13 protein-coding genes are annotated in these 15,930 nt (G+C 47.6%); 3 read left to right on the plus strand and 10 right to left on the minus strand.

What is annotated here, in order from left to right:
• Positions 1–239: 239 nt before the first annotated feature.
• Both QZ323_RS13265 and polA read right to left on the minus strand, forming a co-directional pair.
• Positions 240–632, minus strand: a complete 393-nt coding sequence (locus QZ323_RS13265; RefSeq protein ID WP_294635185.1) for a DUF3836 domain-containing protein — start codon at positions 630–632, stop codon at positions 240–242.
• A 280-nt stretch (positions 633–912) separates the two neighbouring features.
• Positions 913–3,738, minus strand: coding sequence for a DNA polymerase I (gene polA, locus QZ323_RS13270; RefSeq protein ID WP_294635186.1), 2,826 nt, complete (start codon positions 3,736–3,738; stop codon positions 913–915).
• Between the two features lie 86 nt (positions 3,739–3,824).
• Here polA and QZ323_RS13275 point away from each other — a divergent pair, with 86 nt between their 5' ends.
• Positions 3,825–4,799, plus strand: coding sequence for a polyprenyl synthetase family protein (locus tag QZ323_RS13275; RefSeq protein WP_294635187.1), 975 nt, complete (start codon positions 3,825–3,827; stop codon positions 4,797–4,799).
• A gap of 661 nt (positions 4,800–5,460) precedes the next feature.
• On the opposite strand, the gene deoC is transcribed toward QZ323_RS13275, so the two are convergent.
• The 6 genes from deoC to mnmG form a co-directional block, all read right to left on the minus strand.
• Positions 5,461–6,363, minus strand: coding sequence for a deoxyribose-phosphate aldolase (deoC, locus tag QZ323_RS13280; protein ID WP_294635188.1), 903 nt, complete (start codon positions 6,361–6,363; stop codon positions 5,461–5,463).
• Complete coding sequence (locus QZ323_RS13285) at positions 6,350–6,688, minus strand: nucleotide pyrophosphohydrolase (protein ID WP_294635196.1); 339 nt, start codon at positions 6,686–6,688, stop codon at positions 6,350–6,352. Before QZ323_RS13285 ends, deoC begins: the two co-directional genes overlap by 14 nt.
• A complete protein-coding gene (gene dtd, locus QZ323_RS13290) occupies positions 6,688–7,140 on the minus strand; it encodes a D-aminoacyl-tRNA deacylase (RefSeq protein ID WP_294635189.1) in 453 nt (150 codons plus the stop codon). The genes QZ323_RS13285 and dtd overlap by 1 nt, the downstream gene beginning before the upstream one ends.
• A 167-nt stretch (positions 7,141–7,307) precedes the next feature.
• On the minus strand, positions 7,308–9,149 hold the full coding sequence (uvrC, locus tag QZ323_RS13295; RefSeq protein ID WP_294635190.1) for an excinuclease ABC subunit UvrC: 1,842 nt from the start codon (positions 9,147–9,149) through the stop codon (positions 7,308–7,310).
• Positions 9,150–9,356: 207 nt separating this feature from the next.
• Complete coding sequence (locus QZ323_RS13300; RefSeq protein WP_294635191.1) at positions 9,357–9,881, minus strand: adenine phosphoribosyltransferase; 525 nt, start codon at positions 9,879–9,881, stop codon at positions 9,357–9,359.
• 58 nt (positions 9,882–9,939) lie between these two features.
• Positions 9,940–11,814, minus strand: a complete 1,875-nt coding sequence (gene mnmG, locus QZ323_RS13305) for a tRNA uridine-5-carboxymethylaminomethyl(34) synthesis enzyme MnmG (RefSeq protein ID WP_294635192.1) — start codon at positions 11,812–11,814, stop codon at positions 9,940–9,942.
• Positions 11,815–12,389: 575 nt separating this feature from the next.
• Between mnmG and QZ323_RS13310 the strand changes: the two genes are divergently transcribed.
• On the plus strand, positions 12,390–12,602 hold the full coding sequence (locus QZ323_RS13310) for a hypothetical protein (protein WP_294635193.1): 213 nt from the start codon (positions 12,390–12,392) through the stop codon (positions 12,600–12,602).
• Positions 12,603–12,677: 75 nt separating this feature from the next.
• Here the strand turns inward: QZ323_RS13310 and ybeY are convergent, their stop codons facing one another.
• Both ybeY and QZ323_RS13320 read right to left on the minus strand, forming a co-directional pair.
• Positions 12,678–13,088: an rRNA maturation RNase YbeY gene (gene ybeY, locus QZ323_RS13315; protein ID WP_294635194.1), complete on the minus strand. Its 411-nt coding sequence runs from the start codon at positions 13,086–13,088 to the stop codon at positions 12,678–12,680.
• Between the two features lie 202 nt (positions 13,089–13,290).
• Positions 13,291–14,523: a nucleoside recognition domain-containing protein gene (locus QZ323_RS13320; protein ID WP_294635195.1), complete on the minus strand. Its 1,233-nt coding sequence runs from the start codon at positions 14,521–14,523 to the stop codon at positions 13,291–13,293.
• 265 nt (positions 14,524–14,788) lie between these two features.
• Here QZ323_RS13320 and QZ323_RS13325 point away from each other — a divergent pair, with 265 nt between their 5' ends.
• On the plus strand, positions 14,789–15,580 hold the full coding sequence (locus QZ323_RS13325) for a DNA alkylation repair protein (protein ID WP_294635197.1): 792 nt from the start codon (positions 14,789–14,791) through the stop codon (positions 15,578–15,580).
• Positions 15,581–15,930 lie beyond the last annotated feature (350 nt).

The raw sequence follows: 15,930 nt of genomic DNA on the forward strand, positions 1-15,930 counted from the left end.
AACCTACGCTCATTTCCAATAAATTACACTCTTTTCGTAACTTCATCCTGCAAAGTTACAATTTTATGGGACAGGTTGGCAGGGAACCTGACTATTTCTCGAAAGCGGGTTCGGGACCGACGGTATAAATAAAAGAAAGGAGGTATCTTTGATAGATACCTCCTTTCACTTTGTGTACAGTATATAAAGGTTTTTGGTTGGTTCGTTTGTTAGAGCTTTAAGAGAGAATCTGTTGTTGTTTACAGATTGGGGTTATCCATTGTAACTGTCATTTCAGGGACAAGGATATATGCTTTCTGTTTACTGTTCCATTTATAATAAGTAGTCGTGAGACTCTTTCCCTGATAGGTGTAGCAAACGCGGAGTTCATTCTCCCAAGCGTTCTTTATGCTGTTCCACTTCATCGTTTCGCTTTCCGTCATGCGTTGCTGGTCGTCATACTTGTAGCTGTACTTCATGTAGTTTGCCAAAGTACTACCATCCATCTTGTAAACGGTCTGTCCTACCATTACGCCGTCTTTCTCTTCCGAATTGTAAATAAGGTTGTTCTTGTTGGCTGCGAAAGTAGAAATGCTACCGAACAGGATTACTGCTGATAAGAGAGCTGTTTTTAAAAATACTTTTGTTTTCATGACCGTATATGTTTTTTAGTTATATCTTACTATTTTCTATCAATATGCGATTTAATTCGCCGCAAAGGTACATATTTATTTGACATAAATACGAGTTATGATATAAAATTAGACAAATTGTCAGCTGAGTATTCTCTTTTTGATGTGTCCTTTTGCCTGTATTTGTGGCAAAAAAATATCCGGCAGGGAAGTTGCCGGATATTCTGTTAAGCAAACTGTATTTTGAATGGAATGCTTAGGTTGCTTTCTGATTGTAAGTTAAATAAGGTTATAGGAGGGTTTAGTGTGCCTGAAGCCAGTTCTTTCCCCACCCATAATCCGCTTTCAGTGGCACGTGCATGCGATATGCGCGTTCCATCTCTTCGATTACAATTTGTTGCACGATCTCTTTTTCAGCCTTTGGAACGCTGAAATTTAGTTCGTCATGGACCTGCAAAATCATCTTTGCTTTCAGATTGTAAGTTTGGAAGCGCTCGTAGATACGTGCCATGGCAACTTTGATGATATCGGCGGCACTTCCCTGGATAGGCGCATTGATGGCATTGCGTTCGGCATATCCGCGCACGGTTGCGTTTCTTGAGTTGATGTCGGGCAAGAAGCGTTTGCGGTGGAAGATGGTCTCCACGTAGCCCTGTTCGCGTGCCACTTGGATGCTCTTGTCCATGTATTCGCGTACTTTCGGATAGGTTTCGAAGTATCCGTCAATCAGTTCTTTAGCCTCTTTGCGGTCTACATTCATACGTTCGGCAAGTCCGAAGATGGAGATGCCGTAAATGATGCCGAAGTTGGCGGTTTTGGCTTTGCGGCGCATGTCGGAAGTGACGTCTTTGATATCTACCTTATATATCTTGGCAGCCGTGGCGGCATGAATGTCATATCCGCTGAGGAATGCATCGATCATATTCTTGTCTTCGCTCAGGTGTGCCATGATACGCAGTTCTATCTGTGAGTAGTCGGCGGAGAAGAACTCGCAATCATCGTCAGGAATGAATGCCTTGCGGATCTCCTTACCGTCTTCGTCGCGTATGGGGATGTTCTGCAGGTTCGGATTGCTGGAGCTGAGGCGTCCGGTGGCGGTGACTGCTTGGTTGAAAGAGGTGTGGATGTGTCCTGTGCGTGGGTTCATCAGCAAGGGAAGGGCATCGATGTAGGTACCCAACAACTTTTTCAGTCCGCGGTGCTCTAATATTTTCCCGATGATGTCATGCTTGTTCCGCAGGCTTTCCAGCACTTCTTCGGAAGTGACGTACTGTCCGGTCTTGGTCTTCTTTGCCTTGTCAGTGATCTTCAGTTTGTCGAACAGGACTTCGCCTACCTGTTTGGGGGAAGCGATGTTGAATGTCTCGCCTGCCAGTTCGTAGATCTCTTTTTCTATTTCTTTCAGGCGGGTGGTGAAGTGTTCGGATGTCTGTTTCAGGGATTCGGTATCTATGCGTACCCCGTTACTCTCCATGTTGGCAAGTACGCGCACGAGCGGCATCTCTATTTCGTAGAAGAGGTGCTCCACGCCTTGCGCCTTCAGTTCTTTTTCGAGTACATTCTTCAATTTCAGGGTTACGTCTGCATCTTCGCAGGCATATCGGTAGACTTCCTCCGGCGGAAGGTCGCGCATGCTTTTCTGGTTCTTTCCTTTCGGACCGATCAGTTCGTCGATGTGTATGGTCTGATAATGCAGGTAGATTTCCGCCAGATAATCCATGTTGTGCCGAAGCTCGGGTTGCAGTACATAGTGGGCGAGCATTGTGTCGAAGAGTTCGCCTTTCACTTCTACTCCGTAGTTTTGAAGAACGAGGATGTCGTACTTGATGTTTTGTCCCACTTTCAGCGATTTCTCATTTTCGTAGATGGGGCGAAGCTCATTGACTATTTTTAACGCTTCTTCCCGTTCGGGCGGAACCGGGATGTAATAAGCTCGGTTTTCGGCATCGCTGAAGCTCATTCCCACCAATTCAGCCTCCATTGGTTCGGTGGAAGTGGTTTCTGTATCTATTGAGAGAATTTCCGTTGTAAGCAACTTTTTAATAAAATTCGCTCTTTTTTCTTCTGTATCAATGAGTTGATAGTCTGTGTTGAGCGTTTCTAAACGCGCGAGAATTGAATTTTTCGGCTCATCCGTCCCGCCGGACGCAAATTCTGCAAACAAATCGCCTTGAATTGGACCATTGTTTTGGGCAAAAAGCGGGCCTGCTGAAAAAAGGTCAGGGGTTTGGGAAGTAGGGGAGGGGGGAGTACTTTTTTTCAGTACACGGTCGATGAGCGTGCGGAATTCCATTTCTTCGAAAATTCTCCGGAGTTCCTCTTCGTTTGGTTTTTCGCGCACGAGTGCTTTCATGTCTAACTTGATGGGGACATCTGTTTTGATGGTTGCAAGGAATTTGGAGAAGAGTATCTTTTCGCGGTTGTTCTCCACTTTCGTTTTCAGGGCACCTTTCAGTTGGTCGGTATGTTCCAATAGGTTTTCGATGCTACCAAATTCGCTGACCAGTTTCTGTGCGGTTTTCTCTCCGACGCCAGGACAGCCAGGAATGTTGTCGGAGGCATCGCCCATCAGTCCGAGCATGTCAATGACTTGCCGGGTGGACTGGATGTCGAACTTGGCTTTCACTTCTTCTATACCCATCACCTCGAAACCACCGGTGTGCTTGGGGCGGTACATGAACACGTTTTCAGATACCAGTTGTCCGTAGTCTTTGTCGGGGGTCATCATGTAGGTGGTGATACCCTGTTTTCCCGCTTCAGTGGCGAGGGTACCGATGACGTCGTCAGCTTCGTAGCCCGCTACCTCGAGGATGGGAATGCGATAGGCACGGATAATATCCTTGATGATGGGCACAGAGAGCCGGATGCCTTCCGGAGTCTCTTCCCGCTGTGCCTTATATTGTTCGTAGGCCTCGTGACGGAAGGTAGGGCCTGCCGGGTCGAAGGCGACACCGATGTGGCTGGGGTCTTCTTTTTTGAGTACTTCTTCAAGGGTGTTCACAAAGCCCAGAACGGCTGACGTATTGAATCCTTTGGAGTTGATCCGCGGATTTTTGATGAACGCGTAATAGGCGCGATAGATCAATGCGTATGCATCGAGAAGAAACAATTTATTGTCTGAATCCATATATTTATCCTTTTTTTCATGGTAAAAGTACAAAAAAATACGGTATTAACTGTTTTATTACTATTTTTGTGGGAAAATAGCGTTGCATGGACAACTCATCACTTATAAAATACCCGATAACAGCCGAACTGGACGACTTTAAGAAGCTGTTTGATGCTTCTCTTACCAGTTCCAACTTTTTACTGAACGAAGCAATCTCGCACATTCGGAAAAAGAATGGAAAGATGATGCGTCCGATGTTGCTTCTGCTTATAGCCAAACTTTATGGTCCGGTTTGTCCGGAGACGCTTCATGCGGCGGTTTCTCTTGAATTGCTGCATACGGCAAGTCTGGTTCATGACGATGTGGTGGATGAGAGCACCGAACGTCGGGGACAGTTGTCGGTGAATGAGGTCTATAATAATAAGGTGGCAGTGCTGGTGGGCGACTATCTGTTGGCTACTTCGCTTGTACAGGTGGGCAAGACGAGGAATTGTGCCATTATAGATGTGGTTTCCCGTCTTGGACAAGATCTGGCAGAAGGAGAACTCCTGCAACTTTCTAATGTAAGTAACCTTTCTTTTTCGGAAGATATCTATTTCGATGTGATTCGTAAGAAGACGGCTGCGCTCTTTGCTGCCTGCACGAAGGCAAGTGCCCTTTCGGTGGGAGCAACCGATGAAAAGGCGGAATTTGCCCGTCTGTTCGGTGAATATATTGGTATTTGTTTCCAAATCAAGGATGATATTTTCGACTATTACGACAGTAAGGAGATAGGCAAGCCCACAGGTAATGATATGCTTGAGGGTAAGTTGACGCTTCCCGTGCTTTATGCTTTGAACTCGACAGGAGATAAGTGTGCCGAAGAGATAGCTGTGAAGGTGAAGAACGGTGAGGCTACACCCGATGAAATCGCCTATTTAATCGAATTTACCAAGCGTCATGGCGGAATTGAATACGCTATGCAGGCAATGCAGGCATATAAAGAAAGAGCAGCGTCCCTGTTAGCAACTTTGCCCAATACGGATGTGAAGACAGCTCTCATGGCGTATTTGGACTACGTGGTGGATAGGGAAAAGTAGTATTAGACTGATGGTTTGAAGAAACTATCGGGAGTCCAAGAGTTATTTCTTCGCTTTGCATTGTCAGGAGTTAAAAGCCTTTTGAGTTTTTAAGATTACCCGTTGGGGAATTAATTTGAAATTACATTATATCTTATGTCTCATAACAAGTGATGTAATGGAGTATAACAAGTAATGTAATGGAGCATATCTGGTCAAAGCTAAGGTTTGGCATGACAAAGCTAAGGTTTAGCGATACAAACCTGAACTTTAGCCACTCCAAACTCCCAGATACATAACACATGCTATTCTTGCATACTACTTTTCATCTTTCAGTTCCTTCAGGATTAGCTTAATCATTTGACTTATATCGTATTGGACTGAAACTAAAGACCAAAAAATAAGGCTGAATCTTCAATATCCTCTTTCAGGCTCCTTAGTTTCAGGGCAATACTCTATAAACCAAACCATTAACGAATGGCTGAAAGAACTGATGGGCAAAAATGATATAAAGAAAACAGGAGTAAAGTAATATCTTAATTCCGCCAATGGATTAAGTTTTTGAGTTTTTCAGTCTTTGAGTTTTTAAGTTATTTTCATTAGTGTGCTAACTTATAAACTTATCAATTTACAAACTTATCAATTTACAAAACTCCCGATAATTCCTTTAATTTTAGTAGGTTCAAAAGAACTTCATTTCTTCTCCCTTGATATCAGATAGCAGGAGGTTTGCTAAGCGGCTGGTACCTAAGCGGAACCAACGGTTGTCGAGCCATTCCTTGCCGAGCACTTCCTTGACGATGGTATAATAGATTATCGCATCATTTACCGTATTGATACCTCCAGCGGGCTTAAAACCTACTTTGTTACCAGTGGTTTCGTAATACTCCTTGATGGCACGGCACATTACGTAAGCTGCTTCGGGGGTTGCAGCAGGCTGCTGTTTTCCGGTGGAAGTCTTGATGAAATCCGCACCTGAATACATGGATAGGATAGAGGCCTTCATGATGTTGGAAGCCGTTTTCAAAGCGCCTGTTTCCAGGATGACTTTCAGATGATGTTCCTTACAAACCTCTTTCAGCTCTTGTATCTCTTCGCATACGCTTTCATAGTCTCCGCTCAGGAACTTGCCTACGGAGATAACAATGTCTATCTCGTCTGCGCCTTCCATCAGTGCCATTGCGGTCTCTGCCACTTTCACCTCGGTGAAGGTCTGTGAGGAGGGGAATCCAGCCGATACGCAAGCTATATTTACGTCTTCCACCTCTAAGGTACTTTTCACGATTTCCGCAAAACAGGGATAGACGCAGATGGCTGCCACATTCTCCATGTCGGGGAATTCATCGTCAAACTGGTTTACCTTTTGCGTGAATTTCATCACGCTTTCATCGCTGTCTGTGGTGTTCAGCGTGGTGAGGTCGATGCAGTGAAACAGGAATTTTTTGACTTCTTCCGTGTTGTTTCCGAGCACTTTCTCTGCGATGAGTTGGGCTACTTTTGCGGCTATTTCCGCATCGTCCAGCCGGGTATTGTATTTTGCCAATGCGGCATCATACTTACTCTGTGTAGGTTCATTCTTCTCCATGATCATGCAATTTTGGGTTATTGATATGTCGGTTGTTATCTCGTTGGGTCTTCTTCTCCAGATTGCGGGCGAATGCTTCTGTAACGTTTACTCCGGTCTGGTTGGCAATACAGAGGAGTACCCAGAGGACGTCCGCTATTTCGTCGTCGATATTGCCTTTTTCTCCTTCCTTGAAGGATTGGTCGCCGTATTTCCGGGACATAACTCTGGCAAGCTCACCTACTTCTTCGGTGAGGACGGCCATATTGGTGAGCTCGCTGAAGTAGCGTACACCATACTTCTTGATCCACTGGTCTACTTGTGATTGGGCTTCTTCTAATGTCATCATTCTTTGTTTTTGGTATCCATGCAGATGGTCACAGGACCATCGTTCAATAGTTCTACTTTCATGTCGGCACCAAATTCGCCGGTGCCTATCTCTTTTCCTAATGAAGAACTCAGGCTTCGGCAAAACTGTTCATACAACGGCACGGATATTTCGGGCTTGGCTGCCCGTATGTACGAGGGGCGATTGCCTTTCTTGGTGGAGGCGTGCAGGGTAAACTGGCTGATCACCAGAATATCGCCGTCAATGTCGAGTATGGACTTGTTCATTATTCCGTTTTCATCGTCGAAAATACGGAGATTGACGATTTTCTTGCAGAGCCAGTCAATATCTTCCTGACTGTCTGTTTCTTCGATGCCTACCAGTATCAAGAGCCCTTTGCCTATGGCTGATTTGCAAGTCCCGTTGATGGTAACGGAGGCGTGTCTGGTGCGTTGTATGACTGTTCTCATGTCTCTTTTCGCTATTAATCGTTTATTGGGTGGGTTTCCCCGGATGGCAAAGTTACGAATAAATTCGTGATAGCTTGTATTCGGGTAAGACTATATTTCTGATGCAATAAATCTGTGCACTTGGTTATCTTCGTTATTTTACGCTTTCACCGCTATTTCCCGTCTCTCTAAAACTCTTTGGGCTTGGTATCGAAGTATTCTCTGATGATTTTTGCCTTAGCTTCCCCCGTTACAGCGGCAAGAGCTTCCAGAGAGGCTTCCTTGATGCGCTTCACACTCTTGAACTCTTTCAGAAGGGCAGATTTTGTTTTCCCGCCAATGCCTTTTATGCTGTCCAATTTAGAAGCGATTTGCCTTTTGCTGCGTTTATCGCGATGGAAAGTGATGGCGAAGCGGTGAACTTCATCTTGTATCTGCGTTAAAAGCCTGAAGAGAGGCGTGTTTTGCTTCAATCCGATGGTTTGGGGCGGGAAGCCGTAAAGTAACTCTGATGTACGGTGTTTACCGTCCTTGGCAAGTCCTGCAATGGGAATATCCAGGTTCAGCTCATCCATTACCTCTTTTACTGCGCTCATTTGTCCCTTTCCACCGTCGGTAATAAGGAGGTCGGGCAGGGGGGATTCTTCTTCGATGGCGCGCTGATAACGGCGTCTGACGACTTCTTTCATGGAAGCATAATCATCGGCACCTATCACTGTCTTGATGTTATACTTCCTGTAGTCCTTTTTAGATGGTTTTGCCTTCTTGAAGACCACGCAGGCAGCTACGGGATCGGAACCTTGGATGTTCGAGTTATCGAAGCATTCTATCTGTATCGGCAAGCGGTCCAGATGTAACTCATCCTGTATCTCTTTCATCAGTCGGACGCTTCTTTGCTCCGGATTCAGTTTTTCCGCCTGTTTCAACCGGTCTGCTTTATATTGTTTTACGTTCAGGATGGAAAGTTCCAATAACTTCTTCTTGTCTCCCCGCTGAGGAATGGTGAATACGACATCTTTCAACTCCATACCTATCTCGAAAGGTACGATGATTTCGCGGGAAAGGCTCTTGTAGCGTTCGCGCATCTCGACAATGCCCAATTGGAGTAACTCTTCTTTTGTCTCGTTCAGCCGTTTCTTATATTCGAAGGTGAAAGCCTGGTTAATGGCACCGTTGGTGATGTGGAGGTAATTGATGAAAGCGGACTTTTCGTCGTTATCTTCTTCTATGGAGAAGACATCGATGTTATGCAGTATGTTGCTTACCACTTCCGACTTGGCACGGTAGTTTGCAATCAGCATATACTTCTCCTTGATCTTTTGCGCCTCTTCAAACTTCATTTCGGCTGCCAAGTCTTGCATCTGCTGGAACAACATCCGCTCTATCTCCTGTGTATTCCCTTTTAGAATTTCCTTGATTTCACCGATATTCCTCATGTACTCGTCTATTGTCTGCTTGCCGATACAGGGGCCTGCACAGTTTTTGATGTGATATTCCAGACAGACGTTGAACTTACCGGCACTGATATTCTCGGGCGAGAGATTGAGGGGGCAGGTACGTAGCGGATACAAGTGCTTGATGAGGTCGAGCACTGCATTCATGGACGGGGTGTGGCTGTAAGGTCCGTAATAAGAGGAACCGTTGCGTATGATCTTCCTCGTCTTGAATATCCTCGGGAAGTATTCGTTCTGTATGCAGATGGAAGGGTAGGTTTTGTCGTCTTTCAGAAGTACGTTGTATCGTGGCTTATACTTCTTGATCAGGTTGTTCTCCAATAGGAGAGCATCCTCTTCGCTGTTCACTACGATGTAGCGTATGTCGGCGATCTTGCTGACAAGTATCCTTGTCTTTCCCGGTTCGTGCTCTTTGTTGAAATAGGAGGAAACCCTTCGCTTCAGGTTCTTGGCTTTGCCTACGTAGATGATTACCCCTTCGGTGTTCAGGTATTGATAGATGCCGGGGCTTTCGGGAAGGTTTAATACGATCCCTCTTAGATATTCGTTCGTCTTCAGTTCCGGGCTATTCTCCATAAATGATTCGTTTTATTCCCGATTAAACGGGATGTTTTTTATATTAGGAGCTTTTTGAGTTCTTGAGTTGTTCTCATTAGTATATCGACTTATAGACTCGTCAACTTGCAAACTTACAAACTCAGGAACTCAAAACTCATTAACTTGCAAACTCGTCAACTTACAAGAGTATCGCTTTTAACTCCCGATAACTCCTTTCCCTCCCATTCATAAAGAGAGTACCGACTGCACGTCCACCTCCTTGTCGAACACTTCTTTCCCATGCAGGTCTTTCAGTTCGATGATGAAGTTTACGTATATCTTCTTCGGATTCATCTTCTGCACCAGCTTGCAGGCGGCTTCCATTGTCCCTCCTGTGGCGAGCAGATCATCGTGCAGCAATACGACGTCATTCTCGTCTAAGGCATCCTTGTGTATCTGGATTGTGTCTTTACCGTATTCCTTGTCGTAGCTTTCCTCGATGGTCTCGGCGGGGAGCTTACCCGGTTTGCGGATGGGGATGAATCCGGCACCTAAACGAGTTGCCAGGATAGGACCCATGATGAAGCCTCTTGATTCGATACCCACGACTTTTGTGATGCCTTTGTCTTTGTACATTTCATACATAGTGTCTGAAAGTTCTTGCAGGCAAGCTGCGTCTTTGAACAGTGTCGTCACATCGTAGAAGAGGATTCCCGGAATGGGAAAATCGGGTATTTCCCGAATACTTTTTGTGAGAGTTTCTTTGCTCATAATCAGTTTGTTTAATGAGGTTATTGAATCCTTTTGTTTCACGTGGAACGCGGACGGTTTATCTGCCCGAAAGTACCAGCAGGACGTTTATATCGCTTGGCGATACGCCGGGAATGCGGCTTGCCTGGGCTATCGTCTCCGGGTCTATCTTCACGAGCTTCTGCCGCGCTTCGGTAGAGAGGGACTGGATGGAGGCATAGTCGAACTTTCCTTTTATCTTGATGTTCTCCAGCCGTCCTAACTTGTCGGCAATGATCCGTTCGCGGCCGATGTAGCCTTCGTATTTGATGAGTATCTCAGCAGCTTCGATAATCTCTTCTTTCCTTTCGGTGATTTTGTCCAGCTCTCGGCGGAAGGCGCTGACGTGTTCCGCCATATTCTGGATGTTCACTTGCGGACGGTTGATGAGGTCGATGAGTTTGCAGCCTTGACGTAGGGGAGTGGTGCCCAGTTCTTCTAATATGGGATTGATAAGTGCTGGTTTCATCGAGTAGTTGCGTGTGAAGTCTATGATATGGTTCACGGCTTCGCGCTTACGCTTTAGCAGCTCGTAGCGGTCGGCTTTGGCAAGTCCGAGGTTCCAGGACTTCTCGGTGAGGCGCATGTCTGCGTCGTCCATACGCAGGAGGATGCGGTATTCGGCGCGCGAGGTGAACATCCGATAGGGCTCGTCCACGCCTTTGGTAACGAGATCATCGATGAGTACGCCGATATAGGCTTCATCACGCTTGAGAGTGAAGGGGACGCCACCGTGGCAGTTAATATGGGCATTGATACCGGCGATGATGCCTTGTCCGGCGGCTTCTTCATAACCGGTAGTACCATTCACCTGTCCGGCAAAGAAGAGGTTCTTGATTTTTTTCGATTCCAACGTATGTTTCAGTTGGGTGGGATCGAAGTAATCATATTCGATGGCATAGCCGGGGCGGTAGATGACGAGATCCTTGAATGCAGGTATCTTCTTTAGCGCTTCGATTTGGATATTCATCGGAAGGGAAGAAGAGAACCCGTTCAGATAAAGTTCTTGTGTCGTTTCGCCTTCTGGTTCGAGGAAAAGCTGGTGCTGCTCTTTGTCGGGGAAGGTGACGATTTTGGTCTCTATGCTTGGACAGTAACGGGGACCGATACTTTGAATCTGTCCGTTGAATAGGGGGGAATCCGGCAAACCTTCGCGCAGGATGCGGTGTGCTTCTTCGTTGGTGAAGCAGGTCCAGCATGGAAGTTGTTTCAAGTGCCGGATGCTGGTATCCATGAATGAGAACTTGTGGAAGTCTGATTCCCCATCTTGCACTTCCATATATTCATAGTGCACGCTCCGTCCATCGATCCGTACCGGGGTACCGGTCTTCATCCGTCCGTACTCGATACCATGCCTTGCGATGGATTCGGTCAATCTGTAGGATGCGGGTTCTGCCATGCGTCCGCCTGCCAGTTGGGTGCGTCCGATGTGCATGAGACCATTCAGGAAGGTACCGGCGGTGAGGACGATGCATTTGGCTCGGAAGGTGACGTCGAGCAGGGTGGTGAGCCCGGTTACTTCGCCGTTTTCGACGATAAGTTCACGCACGGTGTCTTGCCAGATATGCAAGTTGGGGGTGTTCTCCAATATTTCGCGCCATGCCCAGATGAACTTGTTGCGGTCACACTGCGCACGCGGGCTCCACATGGCGGGGCCTTTGGAGCGGTTGAGTATGCGGAACTGGATGGCGGTCTGGTCAGTCACCAGTCCCATGTATCCGCCCAGGGCGTCTATTTCTCGAACGATTTGTCCTTTGGCAATGCCGCCTACGGCGGGATTACAGCTCATCTGCCCGATTTTGTTCATGTCCATCGTGATAAGGCAGGTCTTTGAACCCAGGTTGGCGGCGGCAGCGGCGGCCTCACAGCCGGCATGTCCGGCGCCGATTACAATAACGTCGTATTTAAATTCCATTCGTCCAGTGTATTTAAGTTGGTGCAAATATAGATGAAAATCGTGAGTTTTGCTCCGGATGAAGAAAGAAACTGTCTTTTCTGTTGCGGAAAGTTACGAATGCTGTTGCAGGAAGTTACGAATGTTATCGCAGGAACGTGGGAAGTGTCGGAATGTCGATAGCCCACAGGTGACACTGATTGGGGGATGACTACGGATTTCATCTGATTGATTTGTAGAAAAAATCAGCGGTTATCCGTTTTATCAGTGTTGCCTGTGGGCTATGATAGGTTTGGATACATTCTCAGTTGGTTTCTTCCTGGGTTCGAAAGCCCGCGGATCCGAAAGGCCGTACTTCTCCTTGCCGACTATAACGCGACGAAAAAAGCGGCGTTTAACATTGGTTGACGTTACGACTCCGGAGTGTTAAAACAATAGGGTCGCTCACTAATCGGCCACTAAAAACGGTTTTTTAGTGGAGGCAGACTGGGGGCAGAGCGAAGGGAGAGCGAAGGCAGAGCGTCCGGAAACTAAGGCCGGACGGTTGAAACATGGTCGAAACAACCGGAAAGGAAGGCAAAAAAATCGGGGAAAAGATGGGAAAGAGGCTGGAATATTATGCTTTTTTAACCGGTTTCCGTGAACCGTTTTTTGCCTTTATCGTCAGCTTCAATTCTGATGGCTTCTTCGTGAGAGATGCCGATAGGGTGGCATTTGTGGATGTCACTTCCGCACCGTCCGGTTTTATCCGATCCACGCACTTGATTAGGGCAACTCCCGTCACTGAGTTGACAGCTTCCCGTCACTAAGCAGGCAGTTTCCTGTCATTGAACAGGCAGCTTCCCGTCGCTTAACTCATGGATTATGGTCGCTGGCTTGACGACCTATCTCATCGCCAGCGCCCTGTTCTCTGCTTCCTCCATGATTTCCCGTTCTCCCGGTCCCTTGTCGTTGATTCCGCAGAGGTGTAGGATGCCGTGTATGATGACGCGGTGCAGTTCCGTGTTGTAGTCGCTGCCGAAAAGTTCCGCATTCGTACGCACGGTATCGAGGCTGATGAAGAGGTCACCGCTGATCCGGTTGCCTTCGCAGTAATCGAAGGTGATAATGTCGGTGTAGTAATCGTGTTGTAGATACTGGCGGTTCACTTCGAGAATCTTCTCGTCGGAACAGAAAATATAGGCGATTTCACCGGCTCTTTTCCCGTAAGTGGCGGCTACGGCCTTGATCCATTCCGTTGTTTGGCTCTTTTTGATGGCGGGCATATCCACGCCGTCTGTCTGATAACTAATCATGGTTGAATTGAACTATAGATGTGCTTTATATATTTTTTGTATATGCTTTATATATACTTTGGGTTACTAACTTTTTATCTTCTTTTATGCTTTGGGTTACTACCTCTTTATTTTCTTTTAAACTTTAGGTTACTAACTCTTTCTTCCTTTTTCTCTTCCTCCTTCCATTCCCCTTCTCCTGTTACTCCCCAGCGGAAGTACATCAGAAAAAGAACAGGTAGCTGACAACGATGGCGGCAATGATCCCCGCCAGATCCGCTATCAGTCCGCATGCGACGGCATTTCGCGTCCTGGTGATGCCCACGCTGCCGAAGTAGACTGCCAGGATGTAGAACGTCGTATCCGAAGCCCCGCGCGCCACGCAACTCATCTGCCCGATGAAAGAGTCGGCACCATATTCCTTCATGGCGTCAATCATCAGCCCGTTGGCACCGCTGCCGCTCAACGATTTCATCAGTGCCGTGGGCAGTGCGCCTACAAAACCGGTGTCTACACCCAGCATCCCCACGATCTGTTCGATGCCGCTCACCAGCAGGTCCATGGCCCCCGAAGTGCGGAAAACGGCTATGCCGACTAGAAATGCCACCAGATAGGGGATGATGCGCACGGCAGTCGTGAACCCCTCCTTGGCGCCTTCCACAAAAGCATCGTACACGTTGACCTTCTTCCACAGCCCCCAGACGATGAACAACAGGATGATGCCGAACAATATCACGTTGGCCACCAGCGTAGAGTAGGTCCCTATCCCGTCGCGGCCGATGTGCACGAACAAATACATCAGTCCGGCAAAGAAAAGCCCGATGCAGCCTATCAGCGTAAGTATGGGGCGGTTGAGCAGATTGATGTCTTGGGCGATGCTGACGGCAACCACTCCCACAAGGGTGGAGACGGTCGTAGTGATCAGTATCGGGATGAATACATCGGTGGGCTGCGCGGCGCCCATCTGTGCCCGGTACATCATGATGCTGATCGGAATCAGTATCAGCCCGGAAGTGTTCAGCACCAGAAACATGATCATCGGGTTGGTGGCCGTGTCCTTCTTCGGGTTCAGTTCCTGCAACTCCTTCATCGCTTTCAGCCCCATGGGAGTGGCGGCATTGTCCAGCCCCAGCATGTTGGCGGATAGGTTCATAAAGATGGACCCCATGGCTGGATGCCCCTTAGGTATGTCTGGAAAGAGGCGGCAGAACACCGGGCTCAGCCAGCGGGACAGCGCGTTGATCATGCCGCTTTGCTCGCCTATCTTCATGATGCCCAGCCAAAGGGCAAGAATCCCCGTCAGTCCCAGCGATATCTCGAAAGCCGTCTTCGAAGAGGTGAATGTGGAGTTGACAAGCTCCGTGAAGATCTCCGTGTCGCCCATAAAGACGAGCCGGCAGAGCGCTACGATGAATGCGATGATGAAGAATGCCGTCCAGATATAATTTAAGACCATGTAAGTAGTTTATTTGAGTTCATAGAATAAGTCCCGGAATGGCGGATGACCGTTCAGCCCCCGGCTTGCATGCCGTTGCTTCATGTCGGGTGCAAATTTAAAGATAACTTTCGATAGTTTCGATATAAATGTCGTATTTTTGTCTGCCGTCAGCCATGCCTTTTGACTCCTGCGGATGAAAGTGCCGTGGCGGGCAAGTGAATGAAAGAACAGGTAAACGAGACAGCGGATAATGAAGAAGAAAGAGCCTCGGCAGGCGGAAAAAATGCCCAAAAACACGGTTTCATCGAAAGAAACAGCCGTAGATGCCGCAACCATCCGGCAGGAATTGGAGACGTATATCGACCCCGTGAAGCGGGAATACCTTCCCCGTTTCTTCAAGACAGGGAAAGGGCAGTACGGCGAGGGCGACAAGTTCCTCGGCGTGGTTGTCCCCCATACGCGCCTGGTGGCAAAGCGGCATAAGGATGCGCCTTTCCATGTGATAGCGGAATTGTTGCAGAGCGAGTGGCATGAGTGCCGCCTTTGTGCCCTGCTGATGCTGGTGGAATGCTTTAGAAAGAGCGATGAAAAAGGCAAAAAATGCATCTACGACTTCTATCTCTCGCACACCTCGCGCATCAACAACTGGGATTTAGTGGATTTGTCCGCTCCCGGCATCGTTGGCGAATACCTGAAAGACAAACCGCGCGAAGTGCTCTACCGTTTGGCGGAAAGCCCGTTGCTTTGGGACCAGCGCATAGCGGTGGTTTCCACCTATACACTGATCAAAAACGGAGATTTCATTGACATAATCAGGCTTTCCGAAGGCTTCCTTGCCCATTGTGCACCGGTTGCCGCGTGTGGCCGTGCCGCTAAGGACGGAACCGCCGCACGCCCTCTTCACGACCTGATGCAGAAAGCTATCGGGTGGATGCTGCGCGAAATGGGCAAACGGGATAAGGACCTGCTGGTGCAGTTTCTGGAGAAGCACTGCCAAAGGATGCCCCGCACCATGCTGCGCTATGCGATAGAGAAGTTCCCGGAAGAGGAGCGAAAAGTATTTATGAAACGCTGAACAGGTGGGGCGCTTTTATCGTCCGAGTCTTAGGCTCACTCTTTCTTGACATGAAGGGGCGGGGATGTGCCGATACGTTTGGGCACATGCTTGTGCCTACATGGTATCCATTCTTTAACTGCTCCATACCTGTTCCGTGTCAACTCCATACCTGTTCCATGCTATAAGACACGGAGAAAACTCGAAAAAAGATTGTAAAAACGACGTTTCTGCTACCGGTTTTGACATGGACCGGATATAGCGAAGGAACATGATGGACGGATTGCATGGAGCTGGAACATCTCTTTTATATTCTTTACCTGTTGGTTGAATTAAATTAGTGAATATTTTATCTGTCCAATCGGACGGTG

The sequence above is a fragment of the uncultured Bacteroides sp. genome, assembly GCF_910585845.1.
Classification (GTDB): Bacteria; Bacteroidota; Bacteroidia; order Bacteroidales; family Bacteroidaceae; genus Bacteroides.

Coding starts and splice junctions, on each gene's coding strand:
- QZ323_RS13265 (WP_294635185.1), bottom strand. CDS start 632: ATGAAAACAAAAGTATTTTTAAAAACAGCTCTCTTATCAGCAGTAATC.
- polA (WP_294635186.1), bottom strand. CDS start 3,738: ATGGATTCAGACAATAAATTGTTTCTTCTCGATGCATACGCATTGATC.
- QZ323_RS13275 (WP_294635187.1), top strand. CDS start 3,825: ATGGACAACTCATCACTTATAAAATACCCGATAACAGCCGAACTGGAC.
- deoC (WP_294635188.1), bottom strand. CDS start 6,363: ATGGAGAAGAATGAACCTACACAGAGTAAGTATGATGCCGCATTGGCA.
- QZ323_RS13285 (WP_294635196.1), bottom strand. CDS start 6,688: ATGACATTAGAAGAAGCCCAATCACAAGTAGACCAGTGGATCAAGAAG.
- dtd (WP_294635189.1), bottom strand. CDS start 7,140: ATGAGAACAGTCATACAACGCACCAGACACGCCTCCGTTACCATCAAC.
- uvrC (WP_294635190.1), bottom strand. CDS start 9,149: ATGGAGAATAGCCCGGAACTGAAGACGAACGAATATCTAAGAGGGATC.
- QZ323_RS13300 (WP_294635191.1), bottom strand. CDS start 9,881: ATGAGCAAAGAAACTCTCACAAAAAGTATTCGGGAAATACCCGATTTT.
- mnmG (WP_294635192.1), bottom strand. CDS start 11,814: ATGGAATTTAAATACGACGTTATTGTAATCGGCGCCGGACATGCCGGC.
- QZ323_RS13310 (WP_294635193.1), top strand. CDS start 12,390: ATGGGAAAGAGGCTGGAATATTATGCTTTTTTAACCGGTTTCCGTGAA.
- ybeY (WP_294635194.1), bottom strand. CDS start 13,088: ATGATTAGTTATCAGACAGACGGCGTGGATATGCCCGCCATCAAAAAG.
- QZ323_RS13320 (WP_294635195.1), bottom strand. CDS start 14,523: ATGGTCTTAAATTATATCTGGACGGCATTCTTCATCATCGCATTCATC.
- QZ323_RS13325 (WP_294635197.1), top strand. CDS start 14,789: ATGCCCAAAAACACGGTTTCATCGAAAGAAACAGCCGTAGATGCCGCA.